At 64.6% G+C, this 16,301-nt stretch carries 12 protein-coding genes and 1 pseudogene; 4 read left to right on the top strand and 9 right to left on the bottom strand.

Annotated features, from left to right (window positions below; genetic code table 11):
- Positions 1–125 precede the first annotated feature (125 nt).
- The gene (locus MST27_RS10020) at positions 126–2,576 is read right to left on the bottom strand and encodes a Lon protease family protein (RefSeq protein WP_243605822.1); all 2,451 of its coding nucleotides are present in this window, start codon (positions 2,574–2,576) and stop codon (positions 126–128) included.
- A 227-nt stretch (positions 2,577–2,803) separates the two neighbouring features.
- Here MST27_RS10020 and MST27_RS10015 point away from each other — a divergent pair, with 227 nt between their 5' ends.
- Positions 2,804–3,835 carry a cytochrome-c peroxidase gene (locus MST27_RS10015; protein ID WP_275973163.1) on the top strand — a complete coding sequence of 344 codons (1,032 nt, stop codon included), beginning with the start codon at positions 2,804–2,806 and terminating at the stop codon, positions 3,833–3,835.
- A 47-nt stretch (positions 3,836–3,882) separates the two neighbouring features.
- Here the strand turns inward: MST27_RS10015 and mscL are convergent, their stop codons facing one another.
- Positions 3,883–4,293 (bottom strand): large-conductance mechanosensitive channel protein MscL, encoded by a 411-nt coding sequence (mscL, locus tag MST27_RS10010; protein WP_275973162.1) that lies wholly within the window; start codon positions 4,291–4,293, stop codon positions 3,883–3,885.
- 256 nt (positions 4,294–4,549) lie between these two features.
- Here mscL and MST27_RS10005 point away from each other — a divergent pair, with 256 nt between their 5' ends.
- Entirely contained in the window at positions 4,550–4,819 is a 270-nt protein-coding gene (locus MST27_RS10005; RefSeq protein WP_243605820.1) for an HP1242/YdcH family protein, read from the top strand.
- A 57-nt stretch (positions 4,820–4,876) separates the two neighbouring features.
- Here the strand turns inward: MST27_RS10005 and MST27_RS10000 are convergent, their stop codons facing one another.
- Positions 4,877–5,311 carry a CopD family protein gene (locus tag MST27_RS10000; RefSeq protein WP_243605819.1) on the bottom strand — a complete coding sequence of 145 codons (435 nt, stop codon included), beginning with the start codon at positions 5,309–5,311 and terminating at the stop codon, positions 4,877–4,879.
- A 115-nt stretch (positions 5,312–5,426) separates the two neighbouring features.
- Here MST27_RS10000 and radA point away from each other — a divergent pair, with 115 nt between their 5' ends.
- On the top strand, positions 5,427–6,788 hold the full coding sequence (gene radA / locus MST27_RS09995; protein WP_011912133.1) for a DNA repair protein RadA: 1,362 nt from the start codon (positions 5,427–5,429) through the stop codon (positions 6,786–6,788).
- A 3-nt stretch (positions 6,789–6,791) separates the two neighbouring features.
- Here radA and MST27_RS09990 read toward each other — a convergent pair whose 3' ends face one another.
- The 6 genes and pseudogenes from MST27_RS09990 to MST27_RS09965 all read right to left on the bottom strand — a co-directional run.
- Positions 6,792–7,166: a PilZ domain-containing protein gene (locus tag MST27_RS09990; RefSeq protein WP_243605818.1), complete on the bottom strand. Its 375-nt coding sequence runs from the start codon at positions 7,164–7,166 to the stop codon at positions 6,792–6,794.
- A gap of 61 nt (positions 7,167–7,227) precedes the next feature.
- Entirely contained in the window at positions 7,228–7,689 is a 462-nt protein-coding gene (locus MST27_RS09985) for a methyltransferase family protein (protein WP_243605817.1), read from the bottom strand.
- 118 nt (positions 7,690–7,807) lie between these two features.
- Positions 7,808–8,440, bottom strand: a complete 633-nt coding sequence (locus MST27_RS09980) for a response regulator (RefSeq protein WP_243605816.1) — start codon at positions 8,438–8,440, stop codon at positions 7,808–7,810.
- Between the two features lie 33 nt (positions 8,441–8,473).
- Positions 8,474–9,826 carry a cache domain-containing protein gene (locus tag MST27_RS09975; protein ID WP_243605815.1) on the bottom strand — a complete coding sequence of 451 codons (1,353 nt, stop codon included), beginning with the start codon at positions 9,824–9,826 and terminating at the stop codon, positions 8,474–8,476.
- Between the two features lie 156 nt (positions 9,827–9,982).
- Positions 9,983–11,236, bottom strand: coding sequence for a serine hydroxymethyltransferase (gene glyA / locus MST27_RS09970; RefSeq protein ID WP_243605814.1), 1,254 nt, complete (start codon positions 11,234–11,236; stop codon positions 9,983–9,985).
- A gap of 143 nt (positions 11,237–11,379) precedes the next feature.
- Positions 11,380–13,902 (bottom strand): annotated as a pseudogene (locus tag MST27_RS09965) (sensor domain-containing protein); the annotation flags it as partial.
- Positions 13,903–14,552: 650 nt separating this feature from the next.
- On the opposite strand from MST27_RS09965, the gene ettA reads away from it, so the two are divergent.
- Positions 14,553–16,220, top strand: coding sequence for an energy-dependent translational throttle protein EttA (ettA, locus tag MST27_RS09960; protein ID WP_243605812.1), 1,668 nt, complete (start codon positions 14,553–14,555; stop codon positions 16,218–16,220).
- The last annotated feature ends 81 nt before the right edge of the window (positions 16,221–16,301 follow it).

The following is a 16,301-nucleotide window of genomic DNA, read 5'->3' as shown; positions in this document are numbered from 1 at the left end:
CGCGGCCAACCCGTTTATCCCCAGAGGCTGTGGATAATCATGTGGAAAGAGAGTGGGAACTCTCGTTCACTGCAGACCCGCCGCCGACCGTATCGTTCCGTTCAAAAATCGTCCAGGCGCTACCCTCAGCTTTTCCCACCCGCGATGGCCGCGGCCGTCGCCAGGACCTCTTCCGGCGAAGCGGCATCGGTCCTTGAGTCATCCTCGAGTTCGATCTCGGCGATGTCGCGCAACCGCTCCACGACACGCGCGTTGACACTGCCCTTGGGGAAGTGACCGTCCTGATCCGCCGCACCGACCGGCTCGCCGACCAGCAGCGCCAGCGCCTCGTCCACGTGCCGCACGGCATAGATGTGGAAGCGCTCCTGGCGCACGGCTTCCAGCACCCGCTCATCCAGCATCAACGTCGTGACATTGGAAAACGGGATGATCGCGCCCTGTTCACCGGTCAGCCCACGCGCCTCGCAAAGGCGGAAGAAACCTTCGATCTTTTCGTTCACCCCGCCAACGGCCTGGACCTCGCCGAACTGGTTGATCGAACCGGTGATGGCAAAACATTGTTTCAGTGGCGTTCGGGAAATAGCCGAGATCAGCGCACAGCATTCGCCCAGCGAGGCACTGTCGCCATCGACATACCCGTAGGACTGCTCCAGCGCGATGCTCGCAGAGATCTCCAGCGGGAATTCCTGCGCATAACGGCTGCCGAGGAAACCGGTCAGGATCATCACGCCCTTGGAGTGGATCGGTTGTCCGAGGTTGACCTCGCGCTCGATGTCCACGATGCCGGAGCCACCGGGGTAGACGGTCGCGGAAATGCGCGCCGGCATGCCGAAAGCCGAGTCGCCGACTTCCAGTACGGTCAGGCCGTTGCACTTGCCGATCGCGGCCCCTTCACTGTCAATGAGGATCACGCCTGCCAGGATGTCCTCGAGGATGCGCGCCGAGACGCGCCCGGTACGGGTCGCCTTGGCCTTGAGCGCCCGCTCGATATGGCCGACGTCGGTCACCTCATCCTTTGCCAGTTGACGAATGAAGTCGGCCTCGCTGACCAGCTGGAAGATGTCACCGATACGCGCCGAGAGTCGCCCCTGGTGCTCGGCCAGCCGTGCACTGTAGGTCGCCAGGCGCGCTACCGCGGCGGCGGTGAGCGGCGCCATGCCCTCTTCAGAGGTACGTGTCTTCATCAATTGCGCGAATTGCTCGAGGCTGTCCTCGGCGAGCGGGATCTCCTCGTCAAAATCCACCAGCACGCGAAACATTTCCTGGAAGTCGGGATCCAGGTCCTGAAGGGTGTAGTAGAGCTGCCGTGAACCGATGATCACGACCTTGACGTTGAGTGGGATGACCGCCGGGTTCAGCGTGACGGTCGCCAGACGGCCCATCTCCGCCAGCGGCGACTCCATCTTCAGGCGCCGCGACTGCAGTGCGCGCTTGAGCGCTTCCCAGACGAAGGGCTCGCTGAGCATCTTCTCCGCCTCGAGCATCAGGAAGCCGCCATTGGCGCGGTGCAACGCACCGGGGCGCAGCTGCCGATAGCTCGTGTAGAGCGCGCCTTGGTCGGTGCTGTACTCGATGCGGCCAAACAGGTTGTCGTAGGTCGGATGCGGCTCGAACACCACCGGCGCACCGCCATCGAGCGGATGCCCGACCATCAGGCTGGGGCTGTACTGTTCCTCGAGCAACTGCCGGGTCTGGGCATCGGGCCGGTTCTCGTCGACCAGTTGCTCGACCACCGTCTTGAGCAGGTTCACCTGCACGGCCTGCAGGTAGGCCTCGATCCCGGCGTTCTCGGCGTATTTCTCCGAGAGCGGCGCAAGCAGCGGCTGCAGCGCCTGGGTAATGGTTTCGTCATTCAGGTGCCGCAGCTGATTGCTCGACTCGCGCTTCCACTGCGGCAGGCTGGCCAGTCCCTCGTTGAGCTGTACCTCCAGGGCAGAAATATCCTCGTGATAACGCTCGCGTTCGGCTTCCGGCAGCTGGGCGAACTCCGCCTCGTCCATCGACTTGCCGTCCTTCATCGGTGTGAAGGCGATGTTGGTGCTGTCGCGATACAGCGCGATGTCCTTCTCCAGCGCGGCCTTTTCGATGACATCGAGCGCCTTGTCGTAACGCTGATTGAAGGCACGGTCGATGGCACTCTTCTTCTGCTGGAAGCTCGGGTGCTCGAACACCGCCGGAAAGGTGGCCATCAGGTTATCGATCAGCTGACCGATGTCGGCGATGAACTCGGCTGCGCCGCCCTTGGGCAGCTCCAGCACGCGCGGCTCGCGAGGTTCGTCGAAATTGTTGACATAGACCCAGTCGGACGGGGTATCCAGGCGCTTGCCCTCGGCCTTCAGATAACGGCGCACGAAGGAGAACCGACCGGTCCCCGGCTCGCCCATCACGTAAACGTTGTAACCCGGACGAGGCATGGCGACGCCGAATTGCAGGGCCTCGACGGCACGCTCCTGCCCGAGCACGCCAAGAAAGGGCTCCAGCTCATCGGTGGTCTTGAAATTGAACTGGCTGGGTTCGAAGGGACGGGTCAGCGCATCGGGCGCCAGGCGCAGGCCGGGAGCGACAGTTTCGGGCATCGGAAATCCTTGCTGGAGGTGGCCGCACGGCCACGAGTGATGCCGCCATTCTGGCGATGCCCATGCCGGGCTGCAAGGCTGGGCACGCCCGTCCGACGCCATGCGTCCTCATCGCGGGTGCGACATTTCGAGCCAACCGCATGAGCCGGCCGGCTTGACTCAAATCAACTCGTCAGCTGGCGGACAAGCGCCTCCTAGAGCGGCCAACATAGAAAAAGGACTCCGTGATGAGCTGCCGTATCCCCGTCCTGTTCAGCGGACTGCTGCTGATCGCCAACGTGGGCGCCGCCGACGAACTGCGCGACCGCGCCAACGCCATCTTCAAGCCGATTCCCGACAAGGTCACACAAGTGCGTGGCCAGGCGGTGAGCGATGACCAGGCCCGGCTCGGGCACAAGCTGTGGTTCGACCCGCGCCTGTCGCGCAGCCATGTGATCAGCTGCAACACCTGCCACAACCTGAGCCTCGGCGGTGGCGACAACGTCCCCACCTCGATCGGCCATGGCTGGCAGAAGGGCCCACGCAACTCGCCAACCGTACTGAACGCGGTGTTCAACGCCGCGCAGTTCTGGGATGGCCGCGCCGCAGATCTGCAGGCCCAGGCCAAGGGCCCGGTACAGGCCGGGGTGGAGATGAACAACACACCCGATCGCGTCGTCGCCACGCTCAAGAGCATTCCGGAGTACGCCAACGCCTTCAAGGAGGCCTTCCCGAACGACAAGGACCCGGTCAGCTTCGACAACATGGCCTATGCGCTGGAAGCCTTCGAGGTCAGTCTGACCACACCCAACTCGCCGTTCGACCGCTTCCTGAAGGGCGACGACAAGGCGCTCGATGCCAAACAGAAGGAAGGCCTGGCGCTCTTCATGGACAGCGGCTGCTCGGCCTGTCACAACGGCGTCAACGTGGGTGGGCAGGGGTACTTTCCGTTCGGCGTGATCAAGAAGCCCGGCGCGGAGATTCTGCCCTCGGGCGACAAGGGCCGCTTCACGGTGACCAACACCGCGACCGACGAGTACGTGTTCCGCGCGGCACCGCTGCGCAACGTCGCGCTGACGCCGCCCTACTTCCACAGCGGCGAGGTCTGGGAACTGGAGCAAGCGGTAGCGATCATGGGCGACAGCCAGCTCGGCCGAACCCTCAAGCCGGACGAAGCCAGCGCAATCGCCGCATTCCTGCGCAGCCTGACCGGCACGCAGCCTCAGGTCGCCTATCCGGTACTGCCGCCGAGCTCGGCAGACACGCCCAAACCTGAGTGATCCTCACGACCCGCTTCCGGCCACGGCGGCCGGGAGCGCTCGGTATGTCAGGTGCGATTTTGCTCACGCAGCGCATCGCGGATCTCGGTCAGCAACACTTCCTCCTTGCTCGGGGCCGGTGGCGCAGACGGTGCCTCGGCCTCCTTGCGCTTGAGGTGATTGATGGCCCGCACGACCATGAAGATGACGAAGGCGACGATCGTGAAGTCAAACACGGCCTGGACGAAACGCCCGTAGCTCAAGGTCACGGCCGGCGTATCGCCTACAGCCTGCTTGAGCACGATGGCCAGGTCGGAAAAGTCCACCCCGCCGATCAGCAGCCCAAGCGGCGGCGTCACCACGTCGGCGACGAACGACGAGACGATCTTGGTGAAGGCCGCACCGATGATGATCCCCACCGCCATGTCGATCACGTTTCCCCTGACCGCAAATGCCTTGAATTCGCTGAGCATGCTCATCTGTATCTTTCCTCTCGTAGGTGAGAACCCGTGCCTGGCCAGACATGGCGCGTACAGGCCCGGCACACTGTCCACGACGTCCGAACGACAGCCGTCCCGCTTCGACCATTGGCAGCATAGGTTGGGTTCAATGCCCAGGCCAGACGCTGGCGCGACAGGCGGCAACAGCCACGTGGGAACGGCTTGATCGCCGTCAACAGCGGAACCGGCCGGCGCGGCTAAGGTACAGCACCACTGACAAACCCCGGAGCCAACCATGCACGTCGAACATCACCCGCTGATCAAGGATTTCCCGGAAAAACGCGAGCAATTGCAGATGCTGCGCCGGCAGGATCCTGCCTTTTCCCGCAAGGCCGATGAATACGAAGCACTGGACAAGCAGATCTGCCGAGTCGAAGACGGGATCGAGCGGCTGGACGATGACGCCCTCACCGCCCTCAAGCTCGAGCGCGTCGCGCTCAAGGATGCCATCGCCAAGGACCTCAAGCGCGCCAGCGGCAGCTGCTGCGGCGGTTGCTGCGGCTGATCGCCCACGATCGCTCAAAGCCCGCCACTTGGCGGGCTTTTTCATTGGTGAGATCGATTAGTACAACCCGCCGAACCTGAACCCCGCGCCCACCCAGACGAACGCCACCGCTGTCAGGGTAATCAGCAAGATATGAACGCCCAGGTGCGGTAAACGCTGCTCGTCCAGGCGCGGGATCAGCGCCAGCCGAGCGTGCACGCCCAGCAGCACCGTCGCCCCCAGCAGAGCCAGCTTCGCCTGCACCAGATGCGCGACCGGCGAGTCGCCGAACCACTGCGCATGCGGCAACCATTGCCCCGCGAGCCAGATACCCGAGGCGACCTGCACCAGCAAGGCCGGAAGGCCGACGCGCTCGTAAAGCCCCTCGAAATGGCGCACCGGCTGGACATCACGCCGCCTCAGTGCACCCGGCAGCACGCTGAACAACAGCACCAGGTGCCCACCGACCCAGACACTGGCGCCGAGCAGATGGATGAACAACACGTAGCGCATGGCTTGGCTCCTGTTCGTTTTGTTTACAGTCTGGAGGTTCGCCGCGCGCTTGTGGCTGATGGCGATCAAGTCAGCCGCTATCATGCGGCTCCATTTGCCCGACGCGGAGTTCTCCATGGCCAAGGCCAAGCGCATGTACGGCTGCACCGAGTGCGGCTCGACCTTTCCCAAGTGGGCCGGCCAGTGCGGTGACTGCGGTGCCTGGAACACATTGGTGGAAACCGTCGTCGAGGCCACCCCGGCCGCATCGGGCCGCGCCGGCTGGGCCGGTGACCAGGCCAACATCAAGACCCTGGCCGAAGTCAGCGTCGAGGAAGTGCCGCGCTTCTCTACCGCCTCCGGCGAACTGGACCGCGTGCTCGGTGGCGGCCTGGTCGACGGCTCGGTGGTGCTGATCGGCGGCGACCCAGGCATCGGCAAGTCCACCATCCTCCTGCAGACGCTCTGCGCCATCGCCCAGCGCTTCCCAGCGCTGTACGTCACCGGCGAGGAATCGCAGCAGCAGGTCGCCATGCGTGCCCGCCGCCTAGATCTGCCGCAGGACAGGCTCAAGGTGATGACCGAAACCTGCATCGAATCGATCATCGCCACCGCCCGCGCCGAGAAGCCCAAGGTCATGGTCATCGACTCGATCCAGACCATCTTCACCGAGCAGCTGCAGTCGGCGCCTGGCGGCGTGGCCCAGGTCCGCGAGAGCGCGGCGCTGCTGGTGCGCTTTGCCAAGCAGAGCGGCACGGCGATCTTCCTGGTCGGCCACGTGACCAAGGAAGGCGCCCTGGCAGGCCCGCGCGTGCTCGAGCACATGGTCGACACGGTGCTCTATTTCGAGGGCGAGTCCGACGGCCGTCTGCGCCTGCTGCGGGCGGTGAAGAACCGCTTCGGCGCGGTCAACGAGTTGGGCGTGTTCGGCATGACCGACAAGGGCCTCAAGGAGGTCACCAACCCCTCGGCGATCTTTCTCACCCGCGCCCAGGAAGCGGTGCCGGGCAGCGTGGTGATGGCCACCTGGGAAGGCACCCGGCCGATGCTGGTAGAGGTGCAGGCGCTGGTCGATACCAGCCACCTGGCCAATCCGCGGCGTGTCACCCTGGGCCTGGACCAGAATCGCCTGGCCATGCTGCTGGCCGTGCTACACCGCCATGGCAGCATTCCGACCTATGACCAGGACGTGTTCATCAACGTGGTAGGCGGCGTGAAAGTGCTGGAAACCGCGGCGGACCTGGCCCTGATGGCCGCGGTGATCTCCAGCCTGCGCAACCGGCCGCTGGATACCGATCTGCTGGTATTCGGCGAGGTGGGGCTGTCCGGCGAGATTCGCCCGGTGCCGAGCGGTCAGGAGCGCTTGAAGGAGGCCGCCAAGCATGGCTTCAAGCGCGCCATCGTGCCCAAGGGCAACGCGCCGAAGGAGGCGCCGGCGGGCCTGCAGATCATTGCGGTGACACGCTTGGAACAGGCGCTCGACGCGCTCTTCGAGTAGCCGTCAGGCCTCGCCGAGCGCGGCCAGTTCGCGCTCCAGCAGCGCTTCGTCACCCAGGTTCAGTTCAACCAGGCGACGCAGGTGGCTGATGGAATCGACGTCGATGTGTCGGCAAACGAAGCCGATCAGCTCGCCATCTTCATGCGCCATCTCGGCCTCCATGCGCACCTCGGCATCGTCGGCCAGGCGAATGCGTGCCTCGAACGGCTGGGTGGGATCTGCATCTGCGTCCCAGCCGTCGGGACGATGTACGAGCAGGCCTTTCAATGACAGGTCATGCAGTTCGACCCGCCATCGGCGCGAGCCCTGCACGAGTTCGGTGGCGGCGTCGAAGGCGAAGCGCTGGAAGCGCCGACGGTCGCTGGAGTGTTCGCTCATCGGTTCGGCTCCTGAAGTGGTAATGAGACTATAGGCCACGCGCGGTCAACCCGGCCGGAACCTACAGCCATCGGCGTACCCGCACTCGATAATCCCGATAGTCGTCACCAAACAGGCGCATCAGCAGGCGTTCCTCGGGCTGGATCACGGTGCGCTGCATGACGATGATCAGTATCGGCAGCAGCAGCCAGGGCCACAGGCTGTCGAGCCACAGACCGACGGCGCCGTAGATCAGGATGTCGGCCAGGTAAATCGGGTTGCGCGAATAGCGGAACGGGCCGCTCTGCAACAAACGGCTCGGGGTGCCGTACGGATTGATGGTGGTGCGATGGCGGTGCATCGTCAGTGCCGCCCAGGCCATCAGGACGATGCCGACGAGCAACAGCACCCAGCCGCCGAGGTTCGCCAGGGTATGCTCGGGAAGGTCCAGCGGCAGGCTGTTGGCGAGTCCCCAGGCACCGCCCATGAAGACGAGATAGACCAGCGGTGGCGGCGGAATCAAGCCGGCGGTTCTAGTGGACATGGCGCATCGCAACAGGTCGGGTGGAAGATGACACGACGGCGAAGATGCCGGATCGGCATCCTTGCGGACCGTCACCTTGGAGCCCGGCGCCGGCGATTAGGTTCTGCAGACGCAGAACCTAATGCTGCCCCGGCAGCCAGCCATGCACCATGGCGTGCTTCATCAGGTCGGCCGGACGGTCGATATCGAGCTTGCGACGTATGCTCAGGCGATGGGTTTCCACGGTTCTGACGCTGATCTTCAGGGCACGTGCCATCGCCTTGTTGTTGTGCCCCTGAGCGAGCATCAGCAGCACCTCGCGCTCGCGCGGTGTCAACTCGCGTTCCTCCGCGCCACGGCTGGCCAGCTTCTCGGCGATGCCCTGGCTGTAATAGGTACCGCCGGCGGCAATGGCCTCGATGGCGACGATGATCTCGCGCGACGGCGCATCCTTGAGGACATAGCCGCAGGCGCCGACCTTCAGCGACGTGTTCACGTATTCCTGATTGTCATACATGCTCAGGATCAGGACGCGAATGGCCGGAAATCGCTGTCGCAGGGCCTGCGTCAACTCCAGGCCATTGACGTCCTTCAGCCCGATGTCCATCAGCACCACGTCGACCTCGACCCGTTCGAGCAGCGCCAGGGCCTCGTCTCCACTACCCGCCTCGCCCACCACGTCGAGCTCGGGTACGGCCATGAGCAGGGCACGAATGCCATCGCGTACCAGAACATGGTCGTCGATCAGTGCCACCTTGATGCTTCGTTGCATGGAGCAAAGCCTCTTGTTGTACGAGTCCGGCGGTCAGCCCGCGCGGGTCGGCAGGGTCACGTCCAGCTCGGTGCCGTCAGGTGCGGATGCCAGGTTGAAGCGGCCGCCGAAATGTTCGACCCGCTCGCGAATGTTACGCAGCCCGATGCCTCCGCCCTTGAGCGCATCGAGCCGCCGCGGGTTGAACCCGACGCCATCGTCGGCGACCCGCAGCCGTACCGAACGGTCATCGCCATCCAGGCTGATGTGCACCGAGTGCGCACGCGCGTGTCGCTCGATGTTGGTCAGTGCTTCCTGCAACACCCGAAACAGGGCGACCGCCACGTCGTCATCCGGCCCTTGGTCGCCCAGGCCGTTGGTATATAGCATCTTCAACCCGCTGCGCTGCTCGAACTCGGCCACAAGCTGGCCAATTGCCGCCGGCAGCCCGAGGGTGTCGAGCAGCGAGGGATGCAGGTCATGGGAGATGCGCCGCACCTCGCCGATGGCCCCGGCAAGGCGCTCGGTCCCCTGGTCCAGCGTCTGCTGGGCCTTGGGATTGCCAGTGGCGAGCTCATGGCTGGCCAGTTCGAACTGGAACTTGATCGATACCAGCAGCTGGCTGATGCCATCGTGCAGTTCCCGCGATACGCGCGAGCGCTCCTCTTCCTGCAAACTGACGATACGCTGGGTGAGGAGCTGCAGTTTGCGGTCAGCCAGGCGCCGCTCGCTGACGTTGAGCGTCAACCCACTGGCGAACACCAGCAGCACGGCGACCAGCGCGACACCGGCGATGGCCAGCATGGTGGTATGAATGCCGCTGGCCACTTCCTCACGCACCTGCAGGATCGCCTCGTCGACGTCCTCCAGGTAGATGCCGGTACCGAGCATCCAGCCCCAGCGGTCGAGCATCACCACATAGGCGAGCTTTTCGGCGAACTGCCCCGTCGAGGGCTTCTGCCAGGCATAGCGCTGAAAGCCTCGACCGGACTCGGCGCTGTGCATCAGCGCCTGGATGACCGGCAGGCCGTTGGGGTCGGTCATGTTCCACAGGTCCTTGCCGACCAGTTCGCGCTGCCGCGGATGCATGAGGTTGCGCCCACTGCGGTCGTAGACGAAGAAGTAGCCGTCGCTGCCGAAACTGAAACGCCCCAGCGTCGCGAGGACCTTGCCGCGCGTCTCTTCGTCGTCCAGCCCACTGTCGTAGAGCGGCGCGATGGTGCTCAGGGCCATCTCCACGTAGTTCTTAAGCTCGGCCTGTTTGCTCGCCAGAATGCTGCGTTCGATCAGCCTGGCCTGCTGTTCGCCCAGACGCTGGTTCTGGAACAGCACCAGCGCACAAACCACCGCCACGGCCAGCAGGAGCGGCAGAATGCTGAGCGCGGCAATCTTGTACTTGAGCTGCATCGAGCCTCTCCGACGGCCCGCAAGCGGGCGGAACCTGGCGTGAAACTTAACCCAGCCGGGGCGCTGCGCACAGTGCCTGATGGCAGATTGCCTCAGCCTGTGCCCCGAAACGAAAAAGCCCGGCACGAGGCCGGGCTTTCGGTGCAGCAGGCGCTATCAGTTGCCGTAGACGGGCAGCTTGGCGCAGATCGCTTCGACCTTGGCGCGCACGGTGGCAATCACCGACTCGTCGCCCATGTTGCCGAGGATGTCGCAGATCCAGCCGGCCAGTTCGCGGCACTCGGCTTCCTTGAAGCCACGGGTAGTGACGGCCGGGGTGCCGATACGCAGGCCCGAGGTGACGAACGGCGAGCGCGGATCGTTCGGCACGCTGTTCTTGTTCACGGTGATGTGGGCCTGGCCGAGGGCAGCGTCCGCATCCTTGCCGGTGATGTCCTGCTTGATCAGGCTGAGCAGGAACAGATGGTTCTGGGTGCCACCGGAGACCACGTCGAAGCCACGCTGGATGAACACTTCGGCCATGGCCTGGGCATTCTTCACCACCTGCTCCTGATAGGCCTTGAACTCGGGCTGCAGCGCTTCCTTGAAGCACACGGCCTTGGCCGCGATCACGTGCTCCAGCGGGCCGCCCTGGGCGCCTGGGAAGACGGCAGAGTTCAGCTTCTTCTCGATCTCGGCGTTGGCGCGCGCCAGGATCAGGCCGCCGCGCGGGCCGCGCAGGGTCTTGTGGGTGGTGGTGGTGACGACGTCGGCGAAGGGCACCGGGTTCGGGTAGACGCCCGCGGCAACCAGACCGGCCACGTGGGCCATGTCGACGAAGAGGTAGGCACCGACCTTGTCGGCGATTTCGCGGAAGCGGGCGAAATCCAGCTTCTGCGAGTAGGCGGAGAAGCCGGAGACGATCATCTTCGGCTTGTGCTCGACAGCCAGGCGCTCGACTTCGTCGTAGTCGATCAGGCCCTGATCGTTGATGCCGTACTGCACGGCGTTGTACAGCTTGCCGGAGGAGGAAACGGAGGCGCCGTGGGTCAGGTGGCCGCCATGGGCGAGGCTCATGCCGAGAATGGTGTCTCCGGCGTTGAGCAGGGCCAGGTAGACCGCGGCGTTGGCCTGCGAGCCGGCGTGTGGCTGGACGTTGGCGTAGTCGGCACCGAACAGCTGCTTGGCGCGATCGATGGCCAGCTGCTCGACCACGTCGACATGTTCGCAACCGCCGTAGTAGCGCTTGCCCGGGTAGCCTTCGGCGTACTTGTTGGTCAGCACGCTGCCCTGGGCTTCCATGACCGCCGGGCTGGTGTAGTTCTCCGAGGCGATCAGCTCGATGTGGTCTTCCTGACGCTTGGCTTCCTGCTGCATGGCAGCGAAAAGCTCGGCGTCGTATTTGGCGAGGGTCAAATCACGGCTGAACATGGCAGTCCCCTGAGAATCAGCTGGCGGTATAGAAAATGAGGCGCGGATTCTACCCTATCCACCGAATCGCGGGTATGAGCCTTGGTCATGTACAGCATGAGCTGGGTAAGACGCGAGCGAGCAAGCAAAGCTCGATCGACCGATCAGGCCTCGCGCTCGGCTAGCCGGTCCGCTGCCATGGGACGACCGAGCAGAAAGCCCTGTACTTCATCGCAGCCATGCGCCTGGAGGAAGTCCAGCTGCGCCTGGGTCTCGACACCTTCGGCGATGACCGAGAGCCTGAGGCTGTGCGCCATGGCAATGATCGCCCGGGCAATCTGCGCGTCCTGCTCGCCCTCGGGCAACCCGTCGACGAAGCTGCGGTCGATCTTCAGCACGTCGATGGGAAACTGTTTGAGGTAGTTCAGGGAGGAATAGCCGGTGCCGAAATCATCGATGGCGATCGAGGGCCCGAGCTGCTTGAGCGAGTCGAGGATGCGCATGGCCTCCGCCACGTCCTGCATCAGAATGCTCTCGGTTAGCTCCAGCTCAAGGCGGTTCGGTGCAATGCCACTTGATGCCAAGATTGCCGAAATGCGTTGGGCGAGACGCCCGTCCGCGAACTGCCGGGCCGACAGGTTCACCGAGACTTTCGGTACATGGAGCCCTTCGCCCTCCCAGGCCATGAGCTGACGACACGCCTCGGCCAGCACCCAGTCCCCGACATCGACCACCAACCCGAGCTCTTCCAGTGCCGGAATGAAAGCGCCGGGCGGCACCAGGCCGCGCCGCGGATGTTGCCAGCGCAGCAGGGCCTCGACTCCCGTCAGGGTATGGCCGTCGGCGAGGAACTGCGGCTGGTAGTGCAGCACGAACTGTCGCTGCTCCAGCGCGTGGCGCAGATCGCTTTCCAGCTCCAGGCGCTCCAGCGCACTGGCATTCATCTCGGCCTGGTAGAACTGGAAGTTGTTCTTGCCGCGCTCCTTGGCGTGGTACATGGCGGTATCGGCGTTCTTCATCAACTGACTCAGGTCGTTGCCGTCCTGCGGACTCAGCGCGATGCCAATGCTGGCGGTAACGAAGAATTCGCGCCCGGACAGCACGAAGGGCTCGGCAAGGCTCGCCAGAATCCGTTCGGCCACGTGGATCGCGCGGGTCAGCGCCTCGTCGCGATCCCCACCGGGATGCAGCAGCAGCGTGAACTCATCGCCGCCCATGCGCGCAACGGTGTCGTCCTCCTCGACGCACGACGCCAGGCGCACGGCCACGTCCTTGAGCATGCGATCACCAGCGGCGTGCCCGAGCGAATCGTTGATCGGCTTGAAGCGATCCAGGTCGAGGAACATCAACACCACCCAGCCGCCCCGTCGCGTCGCCAGCTGCAGGCTGCCGTGCAGGCGATCCTGGAACAGCGTGCGGTTGGGCAGTTGGGTCAGGCTGTCGTAATAGGCCAGGCGATGGATACGCTTCTCGCTGGCCTTGCGCTCGCTCATGTCGCTGAAGAAGCAGACATAGCTGACCAGCTCATCTTCGGCGTCGCGCACCGCGGTGATACCCACCCAGCAGGGGTAGGTTTCGCCCCCCTTGCGCTTGAGCCAGAACTCCCCCTCCCAGCTGCCGGTCTGGATCACCTGGCTGTGCACGTAATCCATCTGGTTGGCCTGCTGGCGATCCGCGCTGAGCACCATGGGCAGCTGGCCGTAGACGGCGTCGCCTCTGAAGCCGGTAATGCGCTCGAAGGCCGCATTGACCTGCACGATGCGCCCGCCGGGGTCGGTCACCACGATGGCGGCAGTGGAATGGTCGAACACTGTCGCCGCCCGACGCAGCTCCTTCTCCGCCTGGCGCTGCTCGCTGATGTCGCGGCCGATGCACAATGCCCCATCGAAACGGTTGTTCTCGTCCCAGATGAGCATGATGCGCAGCTCGATCGCGACCGTTCGACCATCGGCGGCGCGGCAGTCGAAATGAAGCGTCTGGCCTTGCAGGCTGTGCCCCAGTTCGGCCAGGGCCAGGGGGTTGGCCGAGGCCTTGCGCACACGGCGCATCAGATCGTAGAAGCGCGCGGCCTGGCGCGGCTTGGTCACGACGCCATCGAGCCCGTGGCGAGCAGCCCATTCCGGACTGTAGCCGAGCATGGTCTGCACAGATGGACTGACATAGTCGATGCGCACCGAGCTGTCGGTGGTGAAGATCAGATCGCGCAGGCTGCCGGCGAGCATGCGGTAGCGCCGCTCGCTGTCACGCAGCGAATGGCTGTGTTCGATGTTGGCCGTGACATCTCGCGCCACGCCGATCAGCCGCTGCACCCGCCCCTGCTCGTCGCGTGCAAGCACCTGCTCGGTCACGCTGAACCAGTGCCACTTGCCGTTGCGGTGGCGCCAGCGCAGCAGTGCCTCCTGCACGGTGCCGTCGCGCATGGAGCCACGCAGCGCCAGCAGCCGCCAGATGTATTCCTGGTCATCAGGGTGGCTGATGCGCCGCCAGAACAGGTTGCCGTCGCCGCCTCGCTCCTCCTCGCTGTAGCCCAGGCGGGCGGCGAGGTTGCTGTTGCCGAACAGCAGCTTCTCGGTCGACAGATCCTGCACGTAAAGGGTATCCGGTACGGCACGCAGCACCTCGGACCAGAACCGCTCGCGCTCGACCAGCACCGCCTGGGCCTGCTGCTCGCGAGTGATGTCGCGCATCACCCAGACGAAGCCCGACGGCTGCGACGCACCGATCAGCCGCAGCGTGCGGCGGGTGATGGAGAACAGCCGGTCCTCACCGTCCTGCAGCAGGCGCACCGCCTCGAGGCAGAGGTCGACACTGGCGTTGGATGCGTCGAAGGCCAACGGGTCGAGGCCCGGCAGCAGGTCTTGCAGCCGATAGCGCCGAGCGTGCCGGCTGTCGATGCCGAACATCGCCTCGGCCCGGCTGTTGAGAAACTGCAGGCAGCCGGCGAAATCGCTGATGAGGATGCGTTCTTCGATGGCGCCCAGCGCCTCGGCCGAGTAGCGAAGTGCCCGCCAATGAATGGCCAGGCGCCGGGGTACGGGCAGGCGAACGCAGACGCGCGACAACCAGCGGGCGAGCCAGCCGGGAAAGAGAGGTAGGAGTGAAGACGGATCTGAACCGGCCAAACGTCGAGGCCCTCCCTGGATGCAAGGTACGACGCCAAAGGCCCGGCGCCGGAGCGGCGTCAAGCATGCCCCGAATGCCATTAAAGCGCCAGCATCGTCGGACGGGCCGGTTTGCCCTGCCCTGAGCATTCCGGTAGTTTTGCCAATCCGGCTCGACCCGCCCGCGGCGGCGGGATTCGCCTCCTCTATTCCTCCTGTCACGGGCATTCGTCTCCATGGCTCAATACGTCTACACCATGCATCGGCTGAGCAAGGTCGTTCCGCCGAAGCGCGAGATTCTCAAGAACATTTCCCTGTCCTTCTTCCCGGGCGCCAAGATCGGTGTGCTCGGCTTGAACGGTTCGGGCAAGTCCACCCTGCTGAAGATCATGGCGGGCGTCGACCAGGAGTTCGACGGCGAAGCCCGCGCCATGCCCGAGCTGAACGTCGGCTACCTGCCGCAGGAGCCTGAACTCGACCCGACCAAGACCGTGCGCGAAGTCGTCGAAGAGGCGGTCAGCGGCATCAAGCATGCGCAGGCTCGCCTGGATGAGGTCTACGCTGCCTACGCCGAGCCCGACGCCGACTTCGACAAGCTCGCCGCCGAGCAGGCCAAGCTCGAAGCCATCCTGCAGGCCAGCGACGGCCACAATCTCGAGCGGCAGCTGGAAGTCGCTGCCGACGCCCTGCGCCTGCCGCCGTGGGAGGCGAAGGTCGAGCACCTGTCCGGTGGCGAGAAGCGCCGCGTCGCCCTGTGCCGCCTGCTGCTGTCGGCGCCGGACATGCTCCTGCTGGACGAGCCGACCAACCACCTGGACGCCGACTCGGTGGCCTGGCTGGAACATTTCCTTCACGACTTCACCGGCACCGTCGTGGCGATCACCCACGACCGCTACTTCCTCGACAACGTCGCCGGCTGGATTCTCGAGCTTGACCGTGGCCAGGGCATCCCCTACGAGGGCAACTATTCCGGCTGGCTGGAAGCCAAGTCCGCGCGTCTGGCTCAGGAATCCAAGCAGCAATCGGCCCATGAAAAGGCCATGAAGGAAGAGCTGGAGTGGGTACGCAAGGGCGCCAAGGCCCGCCAGGCGAAGTCCAAGGCGCGCCTGCAACGCTTCGAGGAACTGCAGTCGCAGGAATTCCAGAAGCGCAGCGAAACCAATGAAATCTATATCCCCGCCGGCCCGCGCCTGGGCGACAAGGTGATCGACTTCAAGAACGTCACCAAGGGCTACGGCGATCGCGTTCTGATCGAAGACCTGTCCTTCAGCATGCCCAAGGGCGCCATCGTCGGCGTCATCGGCGGCAACGGCGCGGGCAAGTCCACCCTGTTCCGCATGATCATGGGCAAGGAACAGCCGGACTCGGGCAGCATCGAGATCGGTGAAACCGTTCAGGTCGCCTGCGTCGACCAGGGCCGCGAAGATCTCGACGGCAGCAAGACGGTCTGGGAAGCGGTGTCCGACGGCGCCGACATGATCCGCATCGGCACCTACGAGGTCCCGTCCCGCACCTATGTTGGGCGCTTCAACTTCAAGGGCGGCGACCAGCAGAAGTTCGTCAAGGACCTTTCCGGCGGTGAGCGCGGGCGCCTGCACCTGGCGCTGACGCTCAAGGAAGGCGCCAACGTGCTGCTGCTCGACGAACCCTCCAACGACCTCGACGTGGAAACCCTGCGCTCACTGGAAGAAGCGCTGCTGGACTTCCCCGGTGCGGCCATCGTGATCTCCCACGACCGCTGGTTCCTCGACCGCGTGGCCACGCACATCCTCTCCTACGAGGACGACGGCAACATCGTGTTCTTCGAAGGCAACTACACCGAGTACGAAGCCGACCGCAAGAAGCGCCTCGGTGATGCCGCCTCGCAGCCGCACCGGGTCAAATACAAGAAACTGGCGCAATAAGCGTCACCCGACGGAGCCGAAAGGCTCCGTTTTTGCGTGACGACCCGCCACTGGTGGCACGTGACCCGATCGCGGATAATC

Source organism: Stutzerimonas marianensis (assembly GCF_022810315.1).
GTDB lineage: Bacteria > Pseudomonadota > Gammaproteobacteria > Pseudomonadales > Pseudomonadaceae > Stutzerimonas > Stutzerimonas marianensis.
This window is presented reverse-complemented; position numbering and strand designations above follow the sequence as displayed.

Coding starts and splice junctions, on each gene's coding strand:
- MST27_RS10015 (WP_275973163.1), top strand. CDS start 2,804: ATGAGCTGCCGTATCCCCGTCCTGTTCAGCGGACTGCTGCTGATCGCC.
- MST27_RS10020 (WP_243605822.1), bottom strand. CDS start 2,576: ATGCCCGAAACTGTCGCTCCCGGCCTGCGCCTGGCGCCCGATGCGCTG.
- MST27_RS09980 (WP_243605816.1), bottom strand. CDS start 8,440: ATGCAACGAAGCATCAAGGTGGCACTGATCGACGACCATGTTCTGGTA.
- ettA (WP_243605812.1), top strand. CDS start 14,553: ATGGCTCAATACGTCTACACCATGCATCGGCTGAGCAAGGTCGTTCCG.
- MST27_RS10005 (WP_243605820.1), top strand. CDS start 4,550: ATGCACGTCGAACATCACCCGCTGATCAAGGATTTCCCGGAAAAACGC.
- mscL (WP_275973162.1), bottom strand. CDS start 4,293: ATGAGCATGCTCAGCGAATTCAAGGCATTTGCGGTCAGGGGAAACGTG.
- glyA (WP_243605814.1), bottom strand. CDS start 11,236: ATGTTCAGCCGTGATTTGACCCTCGCCAAATACGACGCCGAGCTTTTC.
- MST27_RS09975 (WP_243605815.1), bottom strand. CDS start 9,826: ATGCAGCTCAAGTACAAGATTGCCGCGCTCAGCATTCTGCCGCTCCTG.
- radA (WP_011912133.1), top strand. CDS start 5,427: ATGGCCAAGGCCAAGCGCATGTACGGCTGCACCGAGTGCGGCTCGACC.
- MST27_RS09990 (WP_243605818.1), bottom strand. CDS start 7,166: ATGAGCGAACACTCCAGCGACCGTCGGCGCTTCCAGCGCTTCGCCTTC.
- MST27_RS10000 (WP_243605819.1), bottom strand. CDS start 5,311: ATGCGCTACGTGTTGTTCATCCATCTGCTCGGCGCCAGTGTCTGGGTC.
- MST27_RS09985 (WP_243605817.1), bottom strand. CDS start 7,689: ATGTCCACTAGAACCGCCGGCTTGATTCCGCCGCCACCGCTGGTCTAT.